The sequence below is a fragment of the Microbacterium caowuchunii genome (assembly GCF_008727755.1).
In the GTDB taxonomy this organism is placed as follows: domain Bacteria; phylum Actinomycetota; class Actinomycetes; order Actinomycetales; family Microbacteriaceae; genus Microbacterium; species Microbacterium caowuchunii.
In genome coordinates, this window is the sequence record NZ_CP044231.1 from 1,085,067 (window position 1) to 1,103,510 (window position 18,444).

Annotated in this window: 17 protein-coding genes and 1 tRNA gene; 16 read left to right on the forward strand and 2 right to left on the reverse strand. The window is 71.3% G+C overall.

All coding sequences use genetic code 11. From position 1 onward, the window contains the following. Positions 1-14: 14 nt before the first annotated feature. Positions 15-1,268 carry a histidine--tRNA ligase gene (gene hisS / locus F6J84_RS05100; RefSeq protein WP_238702659.1) on the forward strand — a complete coding sequence of 418 codons (1,254 nt, stop codon included), beginning with the start codon at positions 15-17 and terminating at the stop codon, positions 1,266-1,268. 139 nt (positions 1,269-1,407) lie between these two features. Here hisS and F6J84_RS05105 read toward each other — a convergent pair whose 3' ends face one another. Together F6J84_RS05105 and F6J84_RS05110 are read right to left on the reverse strand one after the other, a co-directional pair. Next, positions 1,408-1,878 (reverse strand): DUF4442 domain-containing protein, encoded by a 471-nt coding sequence (locus tag F6J84_RS05105; RefSeq protein WP_150971922.1) that lies wholly within the window; start codon positions 1,876-1,878, stop codon positions 1,408-1,410. A gap of 77 nt (positions 1,879-1,955) precedes the next feature. Beyond that, on the reverse strand, positions 1,956-3,143 hold the full coding sequence (locus F6J84_RS05110) for a glycerate kinase (protein WP_150971924.1): 1,188 nt from the start codon (positions 3,141-3,143) through the stop codon (positions 1,956-1,958). 168 nt (positions 3,144-3,311) lie between these two features. Between F6J84_RS05110 and F6J84_RS05115 the strand changes: the two genes are divergently transcribed. From F6J84_RS05115 to F6J84_RS05185, 15 genes are all read left to right on the forward strand, one after another. After that, positions 3,312-3,992 (forward strand): O-methyltransferase, encoded by a 681-nt coding sequence (locus F6J84_RS05115; protein ID WP_150974690.1) that lies wholly within the window; start codon positions 3,312-3,314, stop codon positions 3,990-3,992. A 285-nt stretch (positions 3,993-4,277) separates the two neighbouring features. Then, complete coding sequence (gene eno, locus F6J84_RS05120) at positions 4,278-5,558, forward strand: phosphopyruvate hydratase (RefSeq protein ID WP_150894894.1); 1,281 nt, start codon at positions 4,278-4,280, stop codon at positions 5,556-5,558. Between the two features lie 32 nt (positions 5,559-5,590). Next, a complete protein-coding gene (locus F6J84_RS05125; protein WP_238702601.1) occupies positions 5,591-6,103 on the forward strand; it encodes an FtsB family cell division protein in 513 nt (170 codons plus the stop codon). A 56-nt stretch (positions 6,104-6,159) separates the two neighbouring features. Then, positions 6,160-6,696 (forward strand): DUF501 domain-containing protein, encoded by a 537-nt coding sequence (locus tag F6J84_RS05130; RefSeq protein WP_191905758.1) that lies wholly within the window; start codon positions 6,160-6,162, stop codon positions 6,694-6,696. Next, positions 6,693-8,021 (forward strand): S8 family serine peptidase, encoded by a 1,329-nt coding sequence (locus tag F6J84_RS05135; protein ID WP_238702602.1) that lies wholly within the window; start codon positions 6,693-6,695, stop codon positions 8,019-8,021. Before F6J84_RS05130 ends, F6J84_RS05135 begins: the two co-directional genes overlap by 4 nt. A gap of 23 nt (positions 8,022-8,044) precedes the next feature. Further along, complete coding sequence (locus tag F6J84_RS05140) at positions 8,045-9,457, forward strand: NAD(P)/FAD-dependent oxidoreductase (RefSeq protein WP_420846175.1); 1,413 nt, start codon at positions 8,045-8,047, stop codon at positions 9,455-9,457. Between the two features lie 80 nt (positions 9,458-9,537). Further along, a tRNA-Leu gene (locus F6J84_RS05145) sits at positions 9,538-9,610 on the forward strand. Positions 9,611-9,735: 125 nt separating this feature from the next. Beyond that, the gene (locus tag F6J84_RS05150) at positions 9,736-10,293 is read left to right on the forward strand and encodes a hypothetical protein (RefSeq protein WP_150971926.1); all 558 of its coding nucleotides are present in this window, start codon (positions 9,736-9,738) and stop codon (positions 10,291-10,293) included. A gap of 21 nt (positions 10,294-10,314) precedes the next feature. Then, a complete protein-coding gene (locus F6J84_RS05155) occupies positions 10,315-11,466 on the forward strand; it encodes an alpha/beta fold hydrolase (RefSeq protein ID WP_150971928.1) in 1,152 nt (383 codons plus the stop codon). Positions 11,467-11,590: 124 nt separating this feature from the next. Continuing rightward, positions 11,591-12,436 (forward strand): class I SAM-dependent methyltransferase, encoded by an 846-nt coding sequence (locus F6J84_RS05160; RefSeq protein WP_150971930.1) that lies wholly within the window; start codon positions 11,591-11,593, stop codon positions 12,434-12,436. Between the two features lie 138 nt (positions 12,437-12,574). Further along, positions 12,575-13,777 (forward strand): sensor histidine kinase, encoded by a 1,203-nt coding sequence (locus F6J84_RS05165; RefSeq protein WP_150971932.1) that lies wholly within the window; start codon positions 12,575-12,577, stop codon positions 13,775-13,777. A 49-nt stretch (positions 13,778-13,826) separates the two neighbouring features. Continuing rightward, complete coding sequence (locus tag F6J84_RS05170) at positions 13,827-15,161, forward strand: APC family permease (protein ID WP_150971934.1); 1,335 nt, start codon at positions 13,827-13,829, stop codon at positions 15,159-15,161. A gap of 87 nt (positions 15,162-15,248) precedes the next feature. After that, a complete protein-coding gene (locus F6J84_RS05175) occupies positions 15,249-16,475 on the forward strand; it encodes an alanine racemase (RefSeq protein WP_238702603.1) in 1,227 nt (408 codons plus the stop codon). Beyond that, complete coding sequence (locus F6J84_RS05180; RefSeq protein WP_150971936.1) at positions 16,472-17,782, forward strand: D-arabinono-1,4-lactone oxidase; 1,311 nt, start codon at positions 16,472-16,474, stop codon at positions 17,780-17,782. The genes F6J84_RS05175 and F6J84_RS05180 overlap by 4 nt, the downstream gene beginning before the upstream one ends. Before the next feature lie 86 nt (positions 17,783-17,868). After that, positions 17,869-18,438: a LemA family protein gene (locus F6J84_RS05185; protein WP_150894877.1), complete on the forward strand. Its 570-nt coding sequence runs from the start codon at positions 17,869-17,871 to the stop codon at positions 18,436-18,438. Positions 18,439-18,444 lie beyond the last annotated feature (6 nt).

An 18,444-nucleotide genomic window follows, 5' to 3' on the forward strand; every position in this document is an offset into this window, starting at 1 on the left:
ACCCGCCGCGCGGAATGCGCGATTTCCTCCCCGCTGAGAAGGCCCGCCGAGAGCAGGTGCTCGCCGTCATCCGCGAGCGGTACCGCGCGCACGGGTTCGACGAGATCGAGACCCCGGTCGTGGAGGACTACGACCGGCTGCACGCCGGCATGGGCGGCGACAACGAGAAGCTCGCGTTCAACGTCATGAAGCGGGGACTGGATGCCGAGGCGATCCGTGCCGCTGCGGACGATCCCGCGGCGCTCAGCGACCTCGGGCTGCGCTTCGACCTGACGGTGCCCCTCGCCCGGTTCTACGCCTCTCATCGCGGTGAGCTGCCCGGAGTGTTCCGCGCGATCCAGATCGCACCGGTCTGGCGGGCCGAGCGGCCGCAGAAGGGCCGCTACCGCCAGTTCGTGCAGTGCGACATCGACATCATCGGCGACGCGTCCGCGCGGGCCGAGGCGGAGCTCATCACGGCGACCCTCGACACGCTGGACGCGCTCGGGCTCGAGGGTGCGAGCGTGCGGATCAACGACCGGCGCGCGCTCGACGCCATGCTCGACGTGTTCGGCTTCGCCGCCGAGGAGCGCCCCGGGGTGCTGATCACGATCGACAAGCTGGACAAGATCGGGCCGGCCGGCGTCGTGGCCGAGCTGCGCGAGCGCGGCGTCACCGCATCCGCCGTCGACGCCTTCGCGACGTTCCTCGACCGCGCTGCAGCGGACGTCCCGGTCTTCGGCGAGGACCAGATCCGAGCCGGCCTGCCGGCCGGCGTCGGCGACGAGATCGTCGCGCACCTGGTCGGCATCGGCGAGGCCGTGCAGGCGGCCCGTCCCGGCGCGGACGTGCCGCTCGTGTTCGACCCGTTCCTGGTGCGCGGGATGGGCTACTACACCGGCACGATCTTCGAACTCGCCCACCCCTCCGTGTCGTACTCGCTCGGCGGTGGCGGACGCTACGACGGCATGATCGGGCGTTTCCTCGGCCAGGAGGTGCCCGCCGTCGGCTTCTCGATCGGCTTCGAGCGGATCGTCGACCTCGTGCAGCAGGCGACGGATGCGGGGACGTCCGCGGTCGTCCTCGTCCACGACAGGGACGTGCCGGTCGCCGAGCTGGTCGCGCTGAAGTCGGCGCTCGTGCGCGACGGCCGCCGGGTGCGGCTGGAGCAGCGCACGAAGAACCTGAAGGCGCTGCTGGAGCGGGCCACCGCCGACGGCTACACCGCCTTCGCGACGGTCTCCGCCGGAACCGCGCCCGAGGACCTGGAGCTCAAGCCCCTCGGCTGACCCCGCGCCTCCGGTGTCCTCTTCCCGCGAGACTGCATAGGCCGCACGAGACAGCGGCTGGTGACGTCCGTCTCGTGGCCACGATGCAGTCTCGCGGGCGGAAGCGCCGGGCGGAAGCGCCGGGGGACGGGTGGCGGCCTCACCGCGTCGCGGCGGTCACCCGCTTCTTCTCGCGGACGTACACCTCGCGACGCACGCGCGCGACTACGTCGCCGTCCGCATCCGTGATGGCTGTCTCGAACCACTCGAGCACCTTCGCGCCCCCGCGCGCACGCTCACGGAGCTCCTCCGTTTTCTCCCGGGGGACCACGAACTGCGCCGTCAGGATGCCGCGGCCGGGCTTGACGAACTCGATCTCCCCGCGGGTGTCCCACACGACGTAGTCGCGCCCGAGCTGATGCATCACGAGCATGAAGAAGTACGGGTCGGTCATCGCCGACATCGACCCGCCGAACGCGGTCTTCACGTAGTTGCGGGTCAGCAGGTTCACGTGCAGTTCCACCGTGGCGCTGGTCCAGTCCTCGGCGAACCGCTTCACCCGGATGCCGGAGAACAGGTTGGGCGCCCAGAGACTCATGCCCCGGGCGAGGCGGCGTGGGGTGATTCGCATGCGCACCAGTGTGCCGGGGAGGCGAAGCCGGGGTGGGAATCGTTTGTGGAGAGCCCACAACGACGCCGCGCGCTGCGTCAGTACTCCGTGAGCGGAAGCCCGCGTCCCGCCGCGTACAGCCGGGCGACGGATGCCGCGGTGCGTTCGGCATCCGCGAGCACGCTCGCGCGCAGCTCGTCCAGCGTGGCGGGGCCGGAGGCCAGCGGCAACGCCGCGGCGATCCCGGCTGCCCGCGCCTGCGCGGGGGGCAGGGCGACCGACCCGGCGAGGACGACGACCGGCACCGCATCCGGAGTCATCTCCCGGACGCCGGAGACGACTTTGCCGGCGAGGGACTCGGCGTCGAAGCGGCCCTCTCCGGTGATCACGAGATCGGCGTCGGCGAGTACCGCCTCGGCGCCGACGGATGCGGCGACCACCCGCCAACCCGGTTCCAGTTGCGCGCCGAACAGAGCCACGAGCGGAGCAGCCGTGCCACCGGCGGCTCCCGCTCCGGGCAGACCGCGGATGTCGATGCCGGACCTGTCGGCGAGGACGGCCGCCATCCGCTCGAGCCCCTCCTCCAACGCCCGCACCTCGTGCGCGTTCGCGCCCTTCTGCGGGGCGAAGACGACCGCGGTGCCCCGCGGTCCGACGAGCGGATGGGTGACGTCGCAGGCGATGCGCCAGCGCACGGACCGGGCACGTGGGTGCACTCCGGCGGTGTCCAGCGCGTTCAGGTGCCGGAGGGCTGCGCCGCCGGGAGGGAGTCCGCGGCCGTCGGCGTCGGTCAGTGCCGCACCGAGGGCCTGCAGCATCCCGGCTCCGCCGTCCGTGCTCGCGGAGCCGCCGAGGAAGAGGACGACCTCCTCGACTCCGGCGTCGAGGACGGCTCGCAGGACCGTGCCGACACCGAAGGTGCTCGCGGTCAGGGGTTGCAGGGGGAGGTCCGACACGAGGGGGAGTCCGTTCGCCTCCGCGGCCTCGACGATGCCGGTCCGGCCGTCGACGGAGATCGCGTAGCGGGCGGTCACGGGGCGCCCCGCCGCATCCGTCGTCTCGATCCGGTGTTCCGTCGCAGTCCCCGTTCCGAGGATCGCGTCTAGCGAGCCCTCACCGCCGTCGGCCAGCGGCAGGGTCCGGACGACCGGTTCCGGACGGATGCCGGCCAGGCCGGAGGCGATCCCGGTCGCGATGGCCTCGGCGATCCGGGCCGCGGTCGCGCTGCCTTTGAATGAATCCGGCGCGACGACGATCCGGATCGGTCGGTCCACGTGTGCGTCCATGCCGCGATTCTGGTCCCTTCACCCCGCGAGAGGGCAGGCGAACCACGAGACGGACCGAAAAGGGCCCGGTCTCGTGCCGGCCATGCCGTCTTGCGGGAGGCCTCGCGGGAGGGGGAGGGGTTGACCGGCACGAAGGCCGGCGGTTGGCTGGGCCGGGTGAACGACACGATGCCGGCGCCCACGCCCGACGGATGGCGGGCCGTCGACACTTACCTGGCCGACCTCCTCGTCGGCCCCGACCACGTGCTTGAGCAGGCGCTGCGCGACCAGGATGCCGCGGGGCTGCCCTCGATCGAGGTCGCCCCGGTCAACGCGAAGTTCCTGCACCTGCTCGCCCGTATCGCCGGCGCACGCCGCGTGCTGGAGATCGGCACCCTCGGCGGATACTCCACGATCTGGCTCGCGCGTGCACTCCCCGAGGGGGGCCGGGTCACCACGATCGAGGCAGAGCCCGCGAACGCCGACGTCGCCCGCCGCAATCTCGCCCGCGCCGGGGTCGAGCATCGCGTCGAGATCGTCGTCGGGCGGGGAGCGGACGTCCTGCCGACGCTGACCGGCCCCTTCGACCTCGTCTTCATCGACGCCGACAAGGAGTCGAACACGATCTACCTGGATGCCGCGGCACGTCTGGGCCGGCCGGGCACCGTCGTGGTCGTCGACAACGTCGTGCGTTCGGGCCGGGTGGCCGACCCCGCGGTCCACGACGCGCAGGTGGAGGGGGTGCGCCGCGGCCTCGAGATGCTGGGCTCCGACCCGCGGTTCGACGCGACCGCCCTGCAGACGCTGGACGCGAAGGGGTGGGACGGCATCGCCGTCGCCCTGCTGACCGACGCCGACGCTCCCGCCTGACCCCCCACTCCGTCGACTCGCCAGGATCGGCGGATGCGGACCCGCCGCCATGCGCACTTGCTGGCGAGTCGACCGGGTGGGGCCGGCGAGTCGACGGGGAAGGCGGGGCGGGGTAGGCGGATGGGGAGGGAAACCGACACAGCGGCTGTGCCGGACGGGCTGCGTCACTAGACTCGGAGACGGATCGACGACGCTCCCCGAACCATCCCTAGCGCTCTTCCTGACGCCGCCGCGCGGCGCCGGACCTCCGGCGGTAGGGGCCCACCCCAACTCAAGGAGTCCCCCGTGGCACTGATCGAGGCTGTAGGCGCGCGCGAGATTCTCGACTCGCGCGGTAACCCGACCGTCGAAGTGGAGGTGCTCCTCGACGACGGTGTCGTCCAGCGGGCAGCCGTTCCCTCCGGCGCGTCCACCGGCGCCTTCGAGGCGTACGAACTGCGCGACGGAGACAAGAGCCGTTACGGCGGCAAGGGCGTCCTGAAGGCCGTCAACGCCGTGCTCGACGAGCTCGGCCCGGCCATCGAGGGTGTCGAGGCGAGCGAGCAGCGCATCGTCGACGAGATCCTGAACGAGACCGACGGCACGCCCAACAAGGAGCGCGTCGGCGCGAACGCCATCCTCGGCGTGAGCCTCGCGGTCGCCAAGGCCGCCGCCGACAGTGCCGACCTGCCCCTGTTCCGCTACCTCGGCGGACCCAACGCGCACGTCATGCCCGTGCCGCTGTTCAACGTGATCAACGGCGGCGAGCACGCCGACAACGGCATCGACATGCAGGAGTTCTTCCTCGCCCCCATCGGCGCGGAGACCTACGCGGAGTCCCTCCGCTGGGGCGTCGAGACCTACCACGTGCTCAAGAGCGAGCTGAAGGCCGCGGGCTACGCCACCGGTCTCGGCGACGAGGGCGGCTTCGCCCCCGACCTGCCCAGCAACCGCGAGGGTCTGGACTTCCTCATCCGCGCGATCGAGAAGGCCGGCTTCACGCCCGGCACCGACATCGCCCTGGGTCTCGACGTCGCCGCCACCGAGTTCTTCAACGACGGCGTCTACCGCCTCGACAACAAGGACTGGAACGCGGCCGAGCTGACCGAGTACTACGTGGGCCTGGTCAACGACTACCCGATCGTGACGATCGAGGACGCGCTCGCCGAGGACGACTGGGACAACTGGAAGCACCTCACCGAAGCCCTCGGCTCGCGTGTCCAGCTCGTCGGCGACGACCTGTTCGTCACGAACCCGGCGCGCCTCCAGGACGGCATCACCCGCGGCGTCGCGAACTCGCTCCTGGTGAAGGTCAACCAGATCGGCACGCTGACCGAGACGTTCGACGCGGTCAGCCTCGCACAGCGCTCCGGGTACACGGCCATGCTCTCGCACCGCTCCGGTGAGACCGAGGACACCACGATCGCCGATCTCGCCGTCGCCACCAACTGCGGCCAGATCAAGACCGGTGCGCCTGCCCGCAGCGAGCGCGTCGCGAAATACAATCAGCTTCTGCGCATCGAAGAGGAGCTCGGTGACGCCGCGGTGTTCGCCGGGCGTTCCGCCTTCCCGCGCTTCAAGGGCTGAGCACAGAACGACAACGCGTGAAAGGGGGAGCCGTGTCCAGACGAACGGCTCCCTCTTCCCGTTCCCGGCGGCCGGATGCGGGCACGCGCCGGGTCGACGTGCGCGAGTGGCTCGGCGGCATCCGGATGTCCGGGTTCATGGTCATCATGCTCGGGCTCGTCGTGCTGGGGGTGCTCGTCCTCGTCCCCACCGTGGGCACCTACCTCGACCAGCAGAGCCGCATCCGCGCCCTCGAGCATGCGGTGCAGGTCACCCAGGACGAGATCGACGAGCTGCAGGCGCAGAGCGAGCGCTGGGACGACCCGGCGTACATCACCACCCAGGCGCGCGAGCGGCTCTACTACGTGCGCCCCGGCGAGGTGGTGTACCTCGTCGACAACGACCTGTCGGCAGCCGACCAGCCCCGGGATCAGGGCCAGGTCAGCGACCAGGTCGAGCAGACGCGCACCGACTGGATGGCGCAGTTCGTGCGCTCGCTGACCGAAGCCGGCGCCGCCCAGACCGTGACGGCGCCGATCGATCCCGCCGTCCCGGCAGCGCCCTGAGCCGCGACGTCCCTCAGCATCGGCGATCTCTCGGCGGCGGACGGTACTCTGACCGGGTGAGTTCCCCGTCGTACCCGCCCGTGACCGATGCCGAGCTCGCTGTGCTGCAGGCGCAGCTGGGCCGTCCCGCTCGAGGGGTGATAGGGATCGCTGCGCGCTGCGCGTGCGGCAACCCCACGGTCGTCGCGACCGCGCCGCGACTGGACGACGGCACCCCGTTCCCCACGTTCTTCTACCTGACGCATCCGGCTGCCACCGCGGCGATGTCCACCCTGGAAGCCGAGCACGTGATGCCGGAGCTCGCGGCCCTGCTCGACGAGGACGAGGAGGTGCGTGCGGCCTACCAGCGCGCGCACGAGGCGTTCCTCGAGGCGCGGGCGGCCTACGGCGACGTACCCGAGATCGACGGCATCTCCGCGGGTGGCATGCCCACCCGCGTGAAGTGCCTGCACGCGCTGGCCGGGCACGCCCTCGCTGCCGGACCCGGCGTCAATCCCATCGGGGATGCCGCGCTGGAGCGCAGCTCCTGGTCGCCGGCGCGGTGCGTCTGCGCCGAGCCCGGTGCGGCACGTCCGGAAGGCCGGATCGGGTGAGGCGCCTCGCGGCGCGGGCGGGATCTGTGCTCCTCGCCCTCGCCATGCTGACGACGGTGACGCCGGCTGCGGCCGCGGCACCCGACGTCGCCCCGACACCGGGTGTCTCCCCGACACCGGGTCAGGCCGCGCCCGGGGTGGACCCCGTTCGCGCTCAGGAATACTGGCTCGAATCCTCCGGCGTGCGGGAGGCGTGGGCGACGACCCGCGGCAAGGGGACGCGCATCGCCGTGATCGACACCGGCATCGGCCGCGCGCCCCAGTTCGACGGCGCCGTGGTGGGCGGCACGGACGTCTCCGGCGCCGGCAGCCCGGACGGCCGCACCCCGGTCGGTGCCGTCGACGCCAATCACGGCAGCTGGGTGGCGTCGCTCGCCGCGTCGCGCGGCCTGCCGGACGAGACCGGGATGATCGGCGTCGCTCCGGAGGCCGAGTTGCTCTCCGTCTCGGTCGGGTTCGGGGCGACGTCGCAGGTCCCCTTCGCGCAGCAGATCGCGGAGGGCATCCGCTGGTCGGTCGACAACGGTGCGGACATCATCAACCTCTCGTTCACGACCAACACGCTCGACTGGGACAAGAGCTGGGACGACGCCTTCCTCTACGCCTTCGAGAACGACGTCGTGGTGATCGTCGCCGCGGGCAACCGGGGGAGCGGTACCGCCCGCGTCGGAGCGCCCGCCACCGTGCCGGGAGTCCTGTCGGTCGCCGGAGTCGATCCGAGCGGCGCGGCGAGCCTCGAAGCGTCCACGCAGGGCATCACGATCGGCGTCGCCGCCCCCAGCGAGCGGCTCCTCGGGGTGTCCGCGGACGGGCAGGTCGTGGTGTGGAACGGCACGAGCGGCGCCGCACCGCTGGTGGCCGGGATCGCCGCGCTCGTGCGGTCGGCGCATCCCGAACTCGACGCGGCGAACGTCATCAACCGGATCATCTCGACGACGAAGCCCGCGGCCGGGATGGGGGCCGCGCCGGATCCCCTGTACGGCTACGGGCTGGTGGATGCGGCCGCCGCCGTGACGGCATCCGTCCCCGCGGTGACCGAGAACCCGATGGGCGACCTGGCGGAGTGGATCCGCGTGCACCGGCGCGCGGCGGCGGAGGATCCGGTGCCGCAGCCCAGCCAGGGCGTCGTCGAAGTGCCCGCGCTGCCGCCCGCGGATGCCGCGCGCACCGCCGTCTCCCCGTTGCTCCCCACGGTCGATACACTGCTCTACGGCTCACTGCCTCTCCTGGCGGGGACGGTGGCGGCTATACTTGTATCGCTCGGCGTCAGTGCTGCTGTCCGTCGCATCCGATTGGGTCGCGCAGATCGCGCGTCCAGCCGTTGAATCGTCTAGGAGTTCGTTCCCTCGTGACCAGCACCGTGCCCAAGATCCTCATTGTCGGCGGAGGCTACGCCGGCTTCTACACCGCATGGAAGCTCGAGAAGCACCTGCGAAAAGGCGAGGCCGAGGTCACCATGGTGGACCCGCTTCCCTACATGACCTATCAGCCGTTCCTGCCGGAGGTCGCGGCGGGTGAGATCGAGGCGCGTCACGTCGTCGTCGGTCACCGCCGTCACCTCAAGCGCACCAACGTCGTCACCGCCAAGGTGACCGGGATCGACCACTCCCGCAAGGTCGCCACGATCACGCCCTCCCTCGGAGACCCGTGGGAGATGGAGTACGACCAGATCGTCGTGACGGCCGGAGCGGTCTCCCGCACCTTCCCGATCCCCGGGATCGCCGACAACGCCATCGGGCTGAAGACGATCGAGGAGGCCGTCGCCATCCGCGACCGCATCCTCGCCAACTTCGACCAGGCCGCGAACCTCCCGCCCGGACCGGAGAAGGAGCGGCTGCTCACCGTCGTCGTCGTCGGCGGCGGATTCGCCGGCATCGAGGTGTTCGCGGAACTCCGCGCCCTGGCCTCGTCGCTGGTCGAGCAGTACCCGTCGATCTCGTTCGAGGAGACGCACTTCCACCTCATCGAGGCGATGGGCCGGATCATGCCCGAGGTCTCCCTGAAGACCAGCGAGTGGGTGCTCAAGACCCTCGCCAAGCGCGGCGCCTTCGTGCACCTCGACACGCAGGTGCAGGGCGCTGTCGACGGCAACGTGGAGCTCTCCACGGGCGAGACCATCCCGACCGACCTGATCGTGTGGACCGCCGGCGTCATGGCGAACCCCACCGTCGTGCGCGGTGGCGATCTCCCGGTCGAGGAGCGCGGCCGCATCCGTGCCCGCGCCGACCTGCGCGTCGGCACGGCCGAGGAGTTCGTCGAGGGCGCCTGGGCCGCCGGTGACGTCGCGGCCGTCCCGGACCTGTCCGGCGGCGGCGTGGGCGGGTACTGCGTGCCCAACGCCCAGCACGCGGTGCGCCAGGCGAAGCTGCTCGCGAAGAACCTCGTCGCCGTCCTGCGCGGCGAACTGCCCAAGGAGTACGTGCACAAGAACCTCGGTGCGGTCGCCGGCCTCGGCCTCTACAACGGCGTGTTCCAGTCCGGGAACTTCGCGCTGAAGGGCTTCATCGCGTGGTGCGCGCACCGCGGCTACCACGGCCTGGCGATGCCCTCGTGGGAGCGCAAGTGGCGCGTGATCGGCGACTGGTGGCACAACCTCTGGCTGGGACGCGACAACGTCTCGCTGCTGGCCGTGCAGAACCCGCGCTACGTCTTCGAGGAGTTCGCGGCGCGCCCGCGGCCCGTCCAGCCCGAGGCTGCTTCCGCTCCGGCGGCGAAGGCGCCCGCTCCGAAGGCGAAGGCGCCGGCCACGGCGGCCAAGTAACCAGCGATCCGTCACGACGCCGCGGCATCCTCCGGGATGCCGCGGCGTCGTCGTGTCGGAGCCGCATAAAGTGGGTGCGGGCCCCCGTAGCCCAATGGCAGAGGCAGGCGACTTAAAATCGCTTCAGTCTGGGTTCGAGTCCCAGTGGGGGCACGGGTTCTGCCGCGGAGAATCCGGGGCGCAGGTGACGATGGACGTCAGCCGGCGGGGGGACGCCCACTAGGCTGCTCCCACACGACGCGTTGCCCGGGGGGATGCACATGCGAGGCTCACGAATCATGTCCATGCTCGCCGGCCTTGCGATGGTGGCCGCGCTCGTCGGATGCAGCAGCTCGGAGCCGGTGGTCGCGACTCCGACGCCGGAACCGATGCAGACGACCGTCGTGGAGACCGCGCCGCCGTCCGCCGAGGCCTCGCTGCCCACGGATTGCGGTGCGGTGGGCGCGGCGGCCACCCGCGCCGCCACTGTCGATGAGATGACGCTGCAGGGCGACGGCGAGGGCTTCCAGCGGCCCGCGCCGGACGGGGCGGAACCGGTGCTCGGGTGCGACTGGATCCTGGACGAGGTTGCCGGGTACCTGCTGCTGATCAGCGAGGTCGACGCCGCATCGGCGCGGTCCTACGCGGAGTCGACGCTCCCCGGGCGCGGGTATTCGTGCGGTGACGGGAACCTCGGGGCCCTCCTCTGCCAGTCCACGATGCAGGGCGCCTCGGGAACGGCAGACACGGTCGAGACGATCTACGTGCGGGACGGCGTGTGGATCTACCAGTCGGCCACGAACACCGATGGTGAGACCCTGCTCGCCGACCTGGTCGCCTCGATCTGGGCCGCGTAGCGCCGCCGGCGGGCTCCCCGCATGCCGCGCTCGCCCGACCCGGGTGTGCTCGTCGCCGCGGCGCCCTATCATGGCGTCGTGGACACGCTCGGCGGCGATGTCGTCCAGGAGATCCGCTTCGCCCGATCGGCTGACGGAGTGGGGATCGCGTACGCCGTGCACGGGTCCGGGCCACCGCTCCTGCTCGACGCGTGCTGGCTGAGCCACCTGCAGTTCGACTGGGAGAGCCCGGTCTGGCGCCACTACCTGACGGACCTCGGCAAGGTCGCCACCGTCATCCGGTACGACGAGCGCGGCCACGGCCTCTCCGACCGCCACGTCACCGACCACAGCCTGGAGGCCAGGGTCGCCGACCTCGAAGCGGTGGTCGAGGATGCGGGCTTCGGCCGGTTCGCCCTCCTCGCGATGGCGCAGGGCGGGCCGGTCGCCATCGAGTACGCCGCACGGCATCCGGAGCGGCTGACGCGTCTCGTGTTCTACGGCAGCTACTCCGGGGCGGAGGCCGCCGCGACGCCGGAGGAGCTCGAGTTGCTCGCCGCGTTCGAGGCGCTCATCCGGGTCGGCTGGGCGCGCCCGACATCCGAATTCCGTCGCGTCTTCAGCAGCATGATGATCCCCGGCGGCACGGAGGAGCAGATGCGGTGGCTCGATGACCTGCAGCAGCGGGCGTGCGACACCGAGACCGCGGTCATCTCGCGCGCCCAGCGCCAGGTCGCGGACTCGACCTGGCGGCTGCCTCTGCTCGACCTGCCGACCCTGGTGATCCACAGTCGCGGCGACCAGATGAACGAGTTCCATCACGCACGGCATCTGGCCGCCGGCATCCGCGGCGCCCGCCTCGTCGCCCTCGAGAGCAACAACCACATCGTCCTGGCCGATGAACCGGCCTGGCAGGTGTTCCTCAGCGAGGTCACCGACTTCCTCGAACCCGACCGCCGGCCCTCGGATGCTGCCGGCACGGCCGACCCCGACGTCGCCGCCCTGATCACGCCGCGGGAGCTGGACATCCTGCGCCTGGCCGCGGCAGGGCGCGACAACGAGGCGATCGCGGCGGAACTGTTCCTCAGCGTCCGGACGGTCGAACGGCATCTGCAGAACGCCTACGCGAAGCTGGGGCTGAGCGGGCGCAGTGCCCGGACGGCGGCGGTCGCCCGTCTCCTGTCGCACTCCTGACGACTACGCGCCAGCCGCCAGCGACCGCCGGATCGCGCACCCGGATTGCGCGTCGGCGCCGATGCGGGGGAGCGCCGCCGATTCCTACCGTGGGGACATCACCACCCACCATCGGAGGAACCAGATGTCATCTTTCACTCGCACCGATCCGAGCCTCACCGCCACCGACGAGGACCGCGCCCTGAAGGCGAAGCACGCCGCCATGTGGGCGAGCGGCGACTACCCCGCCGTGGTCCGCGACGTCGTCCACTCCCTCGGCGGGATCCTCGTGGAGGTACTCGATGTCCACCCCGGGCAACGCGTCCTGGACGTCGCCGCCGGGACCGGCACGTCCGCTCTGCCGGCCGCCCGCCGCGGGGCCGAGGTCCTCGCCACCGACCTCACGCCGGAGCTCCTCGCCGTCGGGCGCGCGGACGCCGAGACCGAGGGGTTGACGCTCACCTGGAAGACGGCGGATGCGGAGGCCCTCCCGTTCCCGGACGCGGAGTTCGACGTCGTGATGTCGAGCATCGGCGTGATGTTCGCCCCGCACCACTCCGCCGCGGCCGACGAAGTCGTCCGAGTGTGCCGCCAGGGCGGCACCATCGGCGTGCTGAGCTGGACGCCGAGTGGATTCATCGGTGAGCTCTTCGCGGCCATGAAGCCGTACGCCCCGCCGCCCCCGCCCGGCGCATCGCCCGCTCCGCTGTGGGGGGATGTGGCGCACGTGCGCGAGCTGTTCGGCGACCGGGTCGACGACGTGGTCGCCCAGCAGCAGACGCTGCGCGTGGACCGTTTCGCCAGCGGCGCGCAGTTCCGCGACTTCTTCAAGGCCGCGTACGGCCCGACGATCGCGGTGTACCGGTTCATCGCGGACGACCCCGCGAAGGTCGCGGCCCTGGACGCCGATCTCGCCGCCCTCGGTGACCGCCACCTCGACGAGGGTGTCATGCGCTGGGAATACGTCATCGTCACCGCCCGACGACGCTGAGTGCGATCCGAGGAGCCCCGCGGCGCGACGTGCCGCGGGGCTCCACCCGCGCGACGCGAGGCGACGGCCCGGAGATGCGCGGCGGGCCGCGGTTGTAATACTGTGCAGTCGACGCCTCTGCATGGATGGACGACCCGAATGATCCCCGTTGCTCTGGACGCCGGCTCGATCCTGACCCGTACAGTCGAGGCGCTGTCTTCTGCCCGCACGCTCGACCACGTCACCGCGGTCGTCGCGGAGGCTGCCCGCGACCTCGCGGACGCCGATGGCGCGACCTTCGTGCTGCGCGAGGACGGGGCCTGCTTCTACGCCGACGAGAAGGCCATCGGCCCGCTCTGGAAGGGGCTGCGGTTCCCCCTCGACACCTGCGTGAGCGGGTGGGCGATGTCGCGCAGCGAGACGGTCGTCATCCCCGACGTGTTCGCCGATCCGCGCGTGCCGCACGACGCCTACCGGGTGACGTTCGTCAAGAGCATGTGCATGGTCCCGGTGCGCCTCGACGACCCCATCGCAGCGATCGGCACGTACTGGTCCGACGGACGGACACCCGCGCCGGCCACCGTCCGTCAGCTCGAGATCCTCGCCGACACGGCCGCCGTGGCACTGGAGAACCTGGAACTGCGTGGTGCCCTCGACCGGCGTGCGGCGGAGCGCGACGGGCACGCGCAGCGCGCGGACGAGCTCGAGGCCGCCATCCACTCGCTCGTGCACGACCTCCGGAGCCCCCTCGGGGCCATGATCGGCTACGCGGACCTCATCGCCGAGAACATGGAATCCGAGAAGTCGGCACGGTACGCGGAGACCATCCTCCGCGCCGGCGACCGGATGTCGGCGCAGATCGAGCGGATGCTGTCGATCTACCGCATCACGCACAACCCCATCGTTCCGGGGCCGGTGGATCTGACCGCCGTCGCCCGGCGCTGCGCCGACGAGCTCGTGGCACGCGCGGGGGCACGGAGACTCCGGATCGATGTCGAGGACGGCCTCAAGGTCGTCGCGGACCCCGTCCTCACCGAGACCGTCGTGGAGAACCTGCTCGGCAACGCCGTCAAGTACACCGCGAAGACCCCGGACGCACACATCACCCTGCGACGCGTGGACAGCGGACACCCGCTCTCCACCTTCGTCGTGCGCGACAACGGGGCCGGCTTCGACCAGTCGGACGCGCAGCTGCTGTTCCGGCCGCTGACCCGTCTGCACTCGGCCGAGGACTTCCCCGGCACCGGACTCGGCCTCGCCTCCGTGGCGCGCATCGTCGAGCTGCACGGAGGGACCATCCGGGCGGAGGGGGTGCCCTCCTCCGGGGCGGCGTTCTACTTCTCCCTCCCCGTCCCGGCGTAGCGCTGTCAAGCCCGCCCTTCGCACCCGGCGTGGCTCCTAACGTGAACGCGTGACGACTGGAACGAACGAGCCCACACGCCTTCGGCGCGGGATCACCGGCCTGCTCCTCTTCGCTTTCATCCTGGGGGATGTGCTCGGCGCGGGGGTCTACGCGCTCATGGGGGTCCTGGCCGGTCGCGTGGGCGGCCTGCTGTGGGCCCCTTTGCTGGTGGCGCTGCTGCTCGCCCTGCTGACGGCCGGATCGTATGCCGAGCTGGTGACGAAGTATCCGCGCGCCGGCGGGGCGGCGGTGTTCGCCGAGCGGGCGTTCAAGAACCGCCTGGTGTCGTTCCTGGTCGGCTTCAGCATGCTCGCGGCGGGCGTGGTCAGCGCCGCGGGACTGTCGCTCGCGTTCGCGGGGGACTACTTCCGCACCTTCGTGGACCTGCCGGTCATCCCGGTGGCGATGGTCTTCCTGGCGGTGATCGCGCTGCTCAACGCCCGCGGCATCCGGGAATCCATGGGCGCCAACCTGGTCATGACCGTCATCGAACTCAGCGGTCTGGTGATCGTCATCGCGGTCGTCGCCGTTCTCGTCTCCGGCGGCGGCGGCGACGTCTCGCGGGTCGTGCAACCGCCGGAGGGAGCGCCGGTCGCCGGTGCGGTCCTCGCCGGTGCCATCATCGCGTACTACTCGTTCGTGGGCTTCGAGACGTCGGCCAACATCATCGAAGAGGTGAAGGAGCCGTCCCGCACCTACCCGCGGGCGCTGTTCGCCGCCCTCGCGACAGCCGGCGTGGTGTACGTGCTGGTGGGGCTGGCGAGCGCGATCGCGGTCGCTCCGGAGGACCTCGAGGAATCCAGCGGGCCTCTGCTGGACGTCGTCGAGGCCAGTGGCGTCGGCATCCCGTCGTGGCTGTTCAGCCTCATCGCCCTGATCGCGGTGGCCAACGGGGCGCTGCTCACGATGATCATGGCGAGCCGGCTGACGTACGGGATGGCGGAGCAGGGGCTGCTGCCGGGTGTGCTGGCGCGGGTGCTCCCGCGAAGGAAGACACCGTGGGTCGCGATCGTGGCCACCACGGTCGTCGCGATGCTGCTGACGCTGGTCGGGGACCTCGCCACGCTCGCGGAGACGGTCGTGCTCCTCCTGCTGTTCGTGTTCCTGAGTGCCAACGTCTCGGTCCTCGTGCTCCGCCGCGATTCGGTGGATCACCCGCACTTCCGGGTCTGGACGTTCATCCCGGTCCTCGGGATCGCCTCCTGCATCCTCCTCATGACCCAGCAGCGCCCGGTCGTGTGGTTGTTCGCCGCCATCCTCCTCGTGGTGGGTGTCGTGCTGTTCCTGTTGGCGAACTGGGGCCGCTCCCACAGCAAGGCCAAGGAATCCGAGCGCTCCCGCTGAGCCTCGCGTGAGCGGAGCGGGCGGTCCTGGGGCGGACCGGTGGTCATCGTAGGCTGAGCCCATGAGCGCGTACCGGGGGAGAACGCCGTGACCATCGACCTGCGGGCAGTGCCGCCCGGACAACCGTGGACGGATCCGCGCTCGTACTGGGGAGCCATGACCCGAGCCGTGCGGGACATCCCGGCGCCGGTCGCGGTCCTCGGCATGGAGGCCCTCCGCTTCAACGCCCTGGACATGCTGGTGCGGGCCGGCGGGGTCCCCATCCGCGTGGCGAGCAAGTCGCTGCGCTCGCGCGAGGCGCTGGCGGCCCTTCTCGCCATCCCGGGCTATCGCGGCATCCTCGCGTTCACCCTGCCCGAGGCGCTCTGGCTCGCCGACCAGCACGACGACATCGTGCTGGGGTATCCGAGCACGGACCGTCCGGCCATCGCCCGGCTCGCCGGCGACGAACAGGCGGCCGCGCGCATCACGCTGATGGTCGACGATCCGGCACAGCTCGATCTCATCGACGCGGTCGCGCGACCCGCCGAGCGGGCGACGCTGCGGGTCGCGATCGACGCCGACGCCTCGTGGCGGTCCGCGGGCCTCGGCCACGTGGGCGTGCGCCGTTCCCCCGTGCACGATGTCACCGAGGTCGTGCGGCTCGCTCGCATGGTCGCTGCGCGCCCGGGCTTCGAGCTCGTCGGCCTCATGATGTACGAGGCGCAGATCGCGGGCCAGCCGGATGCGGAGGGGCCCGGCGATTCCGTGATCCGGTGGATGCAGCGCCGATCCGCCGCGGAGCTCGCCGATCGCCGCGGCGCGATCGTGGCCGCGCTCCGGGAGGTCGCCGCGCTGGAGTTCGTCAACGGCGGGGGTACGGGATCGCTCGAGCGGACGGCGGCCGACGAATCCGTCACCGAGCTGACCGCCGGCAGCGGCCTCTTCGCCGGGCATCTCTTCTCCCGCTACCGCTCGTTCCAGCCGGCGCCGGCGGCGGCCTTCGCGCTGGATGTGGTGCGCAAGCCCACCGATGACATCGTGACGGTCCTCGGCGGCGGCTGGATCGCGTCCGGCCCGCCCGTCGCGTCCCGCCAGCCGGCCCCGGTGTGGCCCGCTGGACTGCGCACCCTCGCCCGTGAGGGCGCCGGCGAAGTGCAGACACCGCTGCAGGGATCGGGCGCGCGTGCGATGGGCGCGGGGGACCGGGTGTGGTTCCGCCATGCCAAGAGCGGCGAGCTCTCGGAGCGGGTGGACCGGTTCCACCTCATCCAGGGCGGCGAACGGGTGGGCGAGACAGCGACCTACCGCGGCGAGGGGAAGGCGTTCCTATGACCAGGCCCGGCGGAGTGTGGCAGAACTGGGGGCGCACCGCGAAAGTGCGCCCGCAGCGGGTGGAGTTCCCCGCGAGCACTGCCGCCGTGCAGCGTGCGGTGCAGTCCGCGGCGGCACGGGGGATGGCGGTCAAGCCCGTCGGCGCGGGACACAGCTTCTCCGGCATCGCCGTGGCGCCGGGGGCGTTGCTGGATCTGCGGGACCTCAGCGGCCTGGTCGCGGTGGACCGGGAGCGCGCCCGGGTGAGTCTGCGCGCGGGCACGCCGCTGCACCGGATCCCACGGCTGCTCGCACCCTATGGCCTCGCGATGCCGAACCTCGGGGACATCGACCGGCAGTCGATCGCAGGGGCCATCTCCACCGGGACGCACGGCACCGGCGCCGGCTTCGGAGGTCTCGCCACGCAGGTCGTCGGCGTCACGCTCGTGACGGGGGAGGGCGAGCTGCTGCGCGTCGACGAGAGCGAGAACGCCGAGTTGCTCCCGGCCGTCGCGCTCGGGCTGGGGGCGCTCGGTGTGCTGGTGGAGGTCACGCTGCAGTGCGTCCCCGCCTTCCTCCTGCACGCGCGGGAACGTCGCGAACCCCTGGCGCAGGTGCTCGAAGAGCTCCCGAACCGCGCGGCGGAGGCCGACCACTTCGAGTTCTACTGGTTCCCGCACACGGACGTCGCCCTCACCATGACGAACACGCGGTTGCCGGAGAGCGCTCGCCGCCGGCCCCTGCCGCCGGTGTCGCGCTGGGTGGAGGACACCCTGCTGTCGAACGCGGCCTACCGCGCCCTCTGCATGGCGGGGACGGTGGTCCCCGCAGCGGTGCCCGCGATCTCCCGGCTCGGTGCGCGCACCGTCGGCGACCGGGAGTTCACCGACCGCTCGCCCCGCGTGTTCACCCACCGCCGAACGGTGCGATTCCGCGAGATGGAATACGCGGTCCCGGCCGACCGCGTGGGCGCGGCGTTCGAGGCGGTCCGCGCGCTGATCGACGAGAGGGGGTGGCGGATCTCGTTCCCGGTCGAGGTGAGGTTCGCGGCACCGGACCCGCTCTGGATGTCGACGGCCCACGAACGGCCCACCGGGTACATCGCCGTCCACCGCTACTGGCGGGAGAATCCGACCGCCTACTTCGCGGCGGTCGAGGAGATCATGCTCGCCCATGGCGGCCGACCGCACTGGGGCAAGATGCACACCCTGGACTCCGCGCAGCTGCGGCAGGCCTACCCGCGCTTCGACGACTTCCTCGCCGTCCGCGATCGGCTGGACCCGCAGCGGATCTTCCGCAACACCTACCTGGACCGGGTCCTCGGATGAGGAGTGTCTGAGAGTCCGGCGCAGTAGCCGAGACGGATATGTCCGTCGCACTAAGATGAGGCAAAACGCGAACGGAGCACCTTTCAATGTGGGAATGGCTGATCCCGGTCCTCATCCTTGTCGTCCTCGTGGCGGTCGTCGGAATCTACCTGTGGGCGACGTACAACTCGCTGGTCCAGCTCAACGTGCGCGTGGACGAGGCGTGGAGCGACATCACGGTCCAGCTCAAACGCCGAGCGGATCTGCTGCCCAACCTCATCGAGACGGTGAAGGGATACGCCGGCCATGAGAAGGCCGTGTTCGAGAACGTGACCCAGGCCCGTGCCGAGACGATCGCGGCATCGGGGCCGGCGGATGCGGGGATCGCCGAGGGCCACATGCAGCAGGCGCTGAAGTCCCTGTTCGCGGTCGCGGAGGCCTACCCCCAGCTCCAGGCGAGCCAGAACTTCCTGCAGCTGCAGCAGTCGGTCGTCGACACCGAGGACAAGATCCAGGCGTCCCGGCGTTTCTACAACGGCGGCGTCCGCGAGCTGAACACCAAGGTGAAGGTCTTCCCCAACAACCTGTTCGCCCGCCGGCTCGGCTTCCACGAGCGGGAGTTCTTCGAGGTCGTCGACGGCGCCGCCATCGCCGAACCGCCGCGCATCCAGTTCTGACGGCGG

Excerpts from the sequence above, each read along its gene's own strand:
- F6J84_RS05155 (WP_150971928.1), top strand. The coding sequence starts at position 10,315 with ATGCCGCGCTCGCCCGACCCGGGTGTGCTCGTCGCCGCGGCGCCCTAT.
- F6J84_RS05150 (WP_150971926.1), top strand. The coding sequence starts at position 9,736 with ATGTCCATGCTCGCCGGCCTTGCGATGGTGGCCGCGCTCGTCGGATGC.
- hisS (WP_238702659.1), top strand. The coding sequence starts at position 15 with ATGCGCGATTTCCTCCCCGCTGAGAAGGCCCGCCGAGAGCAGGTGCTC.
- F6J84_RS05115 (WP_150974690.1), top strand. The coding sequence starts at position 3,312 with ATGCCGGCGCCCACGCCCGACGGATGGCGGGCCGTCGACACTTACCTG.
- F6J84_RS05110 (WP_150971924.1), bottom strand. The coding sequence starts at position 3,143 with ATGGACGCACACGTGGACCGACCGATCCGGATCGTCGTCGCGCCGGAT.
- F6J84_RS05165 (WP_150971932.1), top strand. The coding sequence starts at position 12,575 with ATGATCCCCGTTGCTCTGGACGCCGGCTCGATCCTGACCCGTACAGTC.
- F6J84_RS05180 (WP_150971936.1), top strand. The coding sequence starts at position 16,472 with ATGACCAGGCCCGGCGGAGTGTGGCAGAACTGGGGGCGCACCGCGAAA.
- F6J84_RS05185 (WP_150894877.1), top strand. The coding sequence starts at position 17,869 with ATGTGGGAATGGCTGATCCCGGTCCTCATCCTTGTCGTCCTCGTGGCG.
- F6J84_RS05160 (WP_150971930.1), top strand. The coding sequence starts at position 11,591 with ATGTCATCTTTCACTCGCACCGATCCGAGCCTCACCGCCACCGACGAG.
- F6J84_RS05105 (WP_150971922.1), bottom strand. The coding sequence starts at position 1,878 with ATGCGAATCACCCCACGCCGCCTCGCCCGGGGCATGAGTCTCTGGGCG.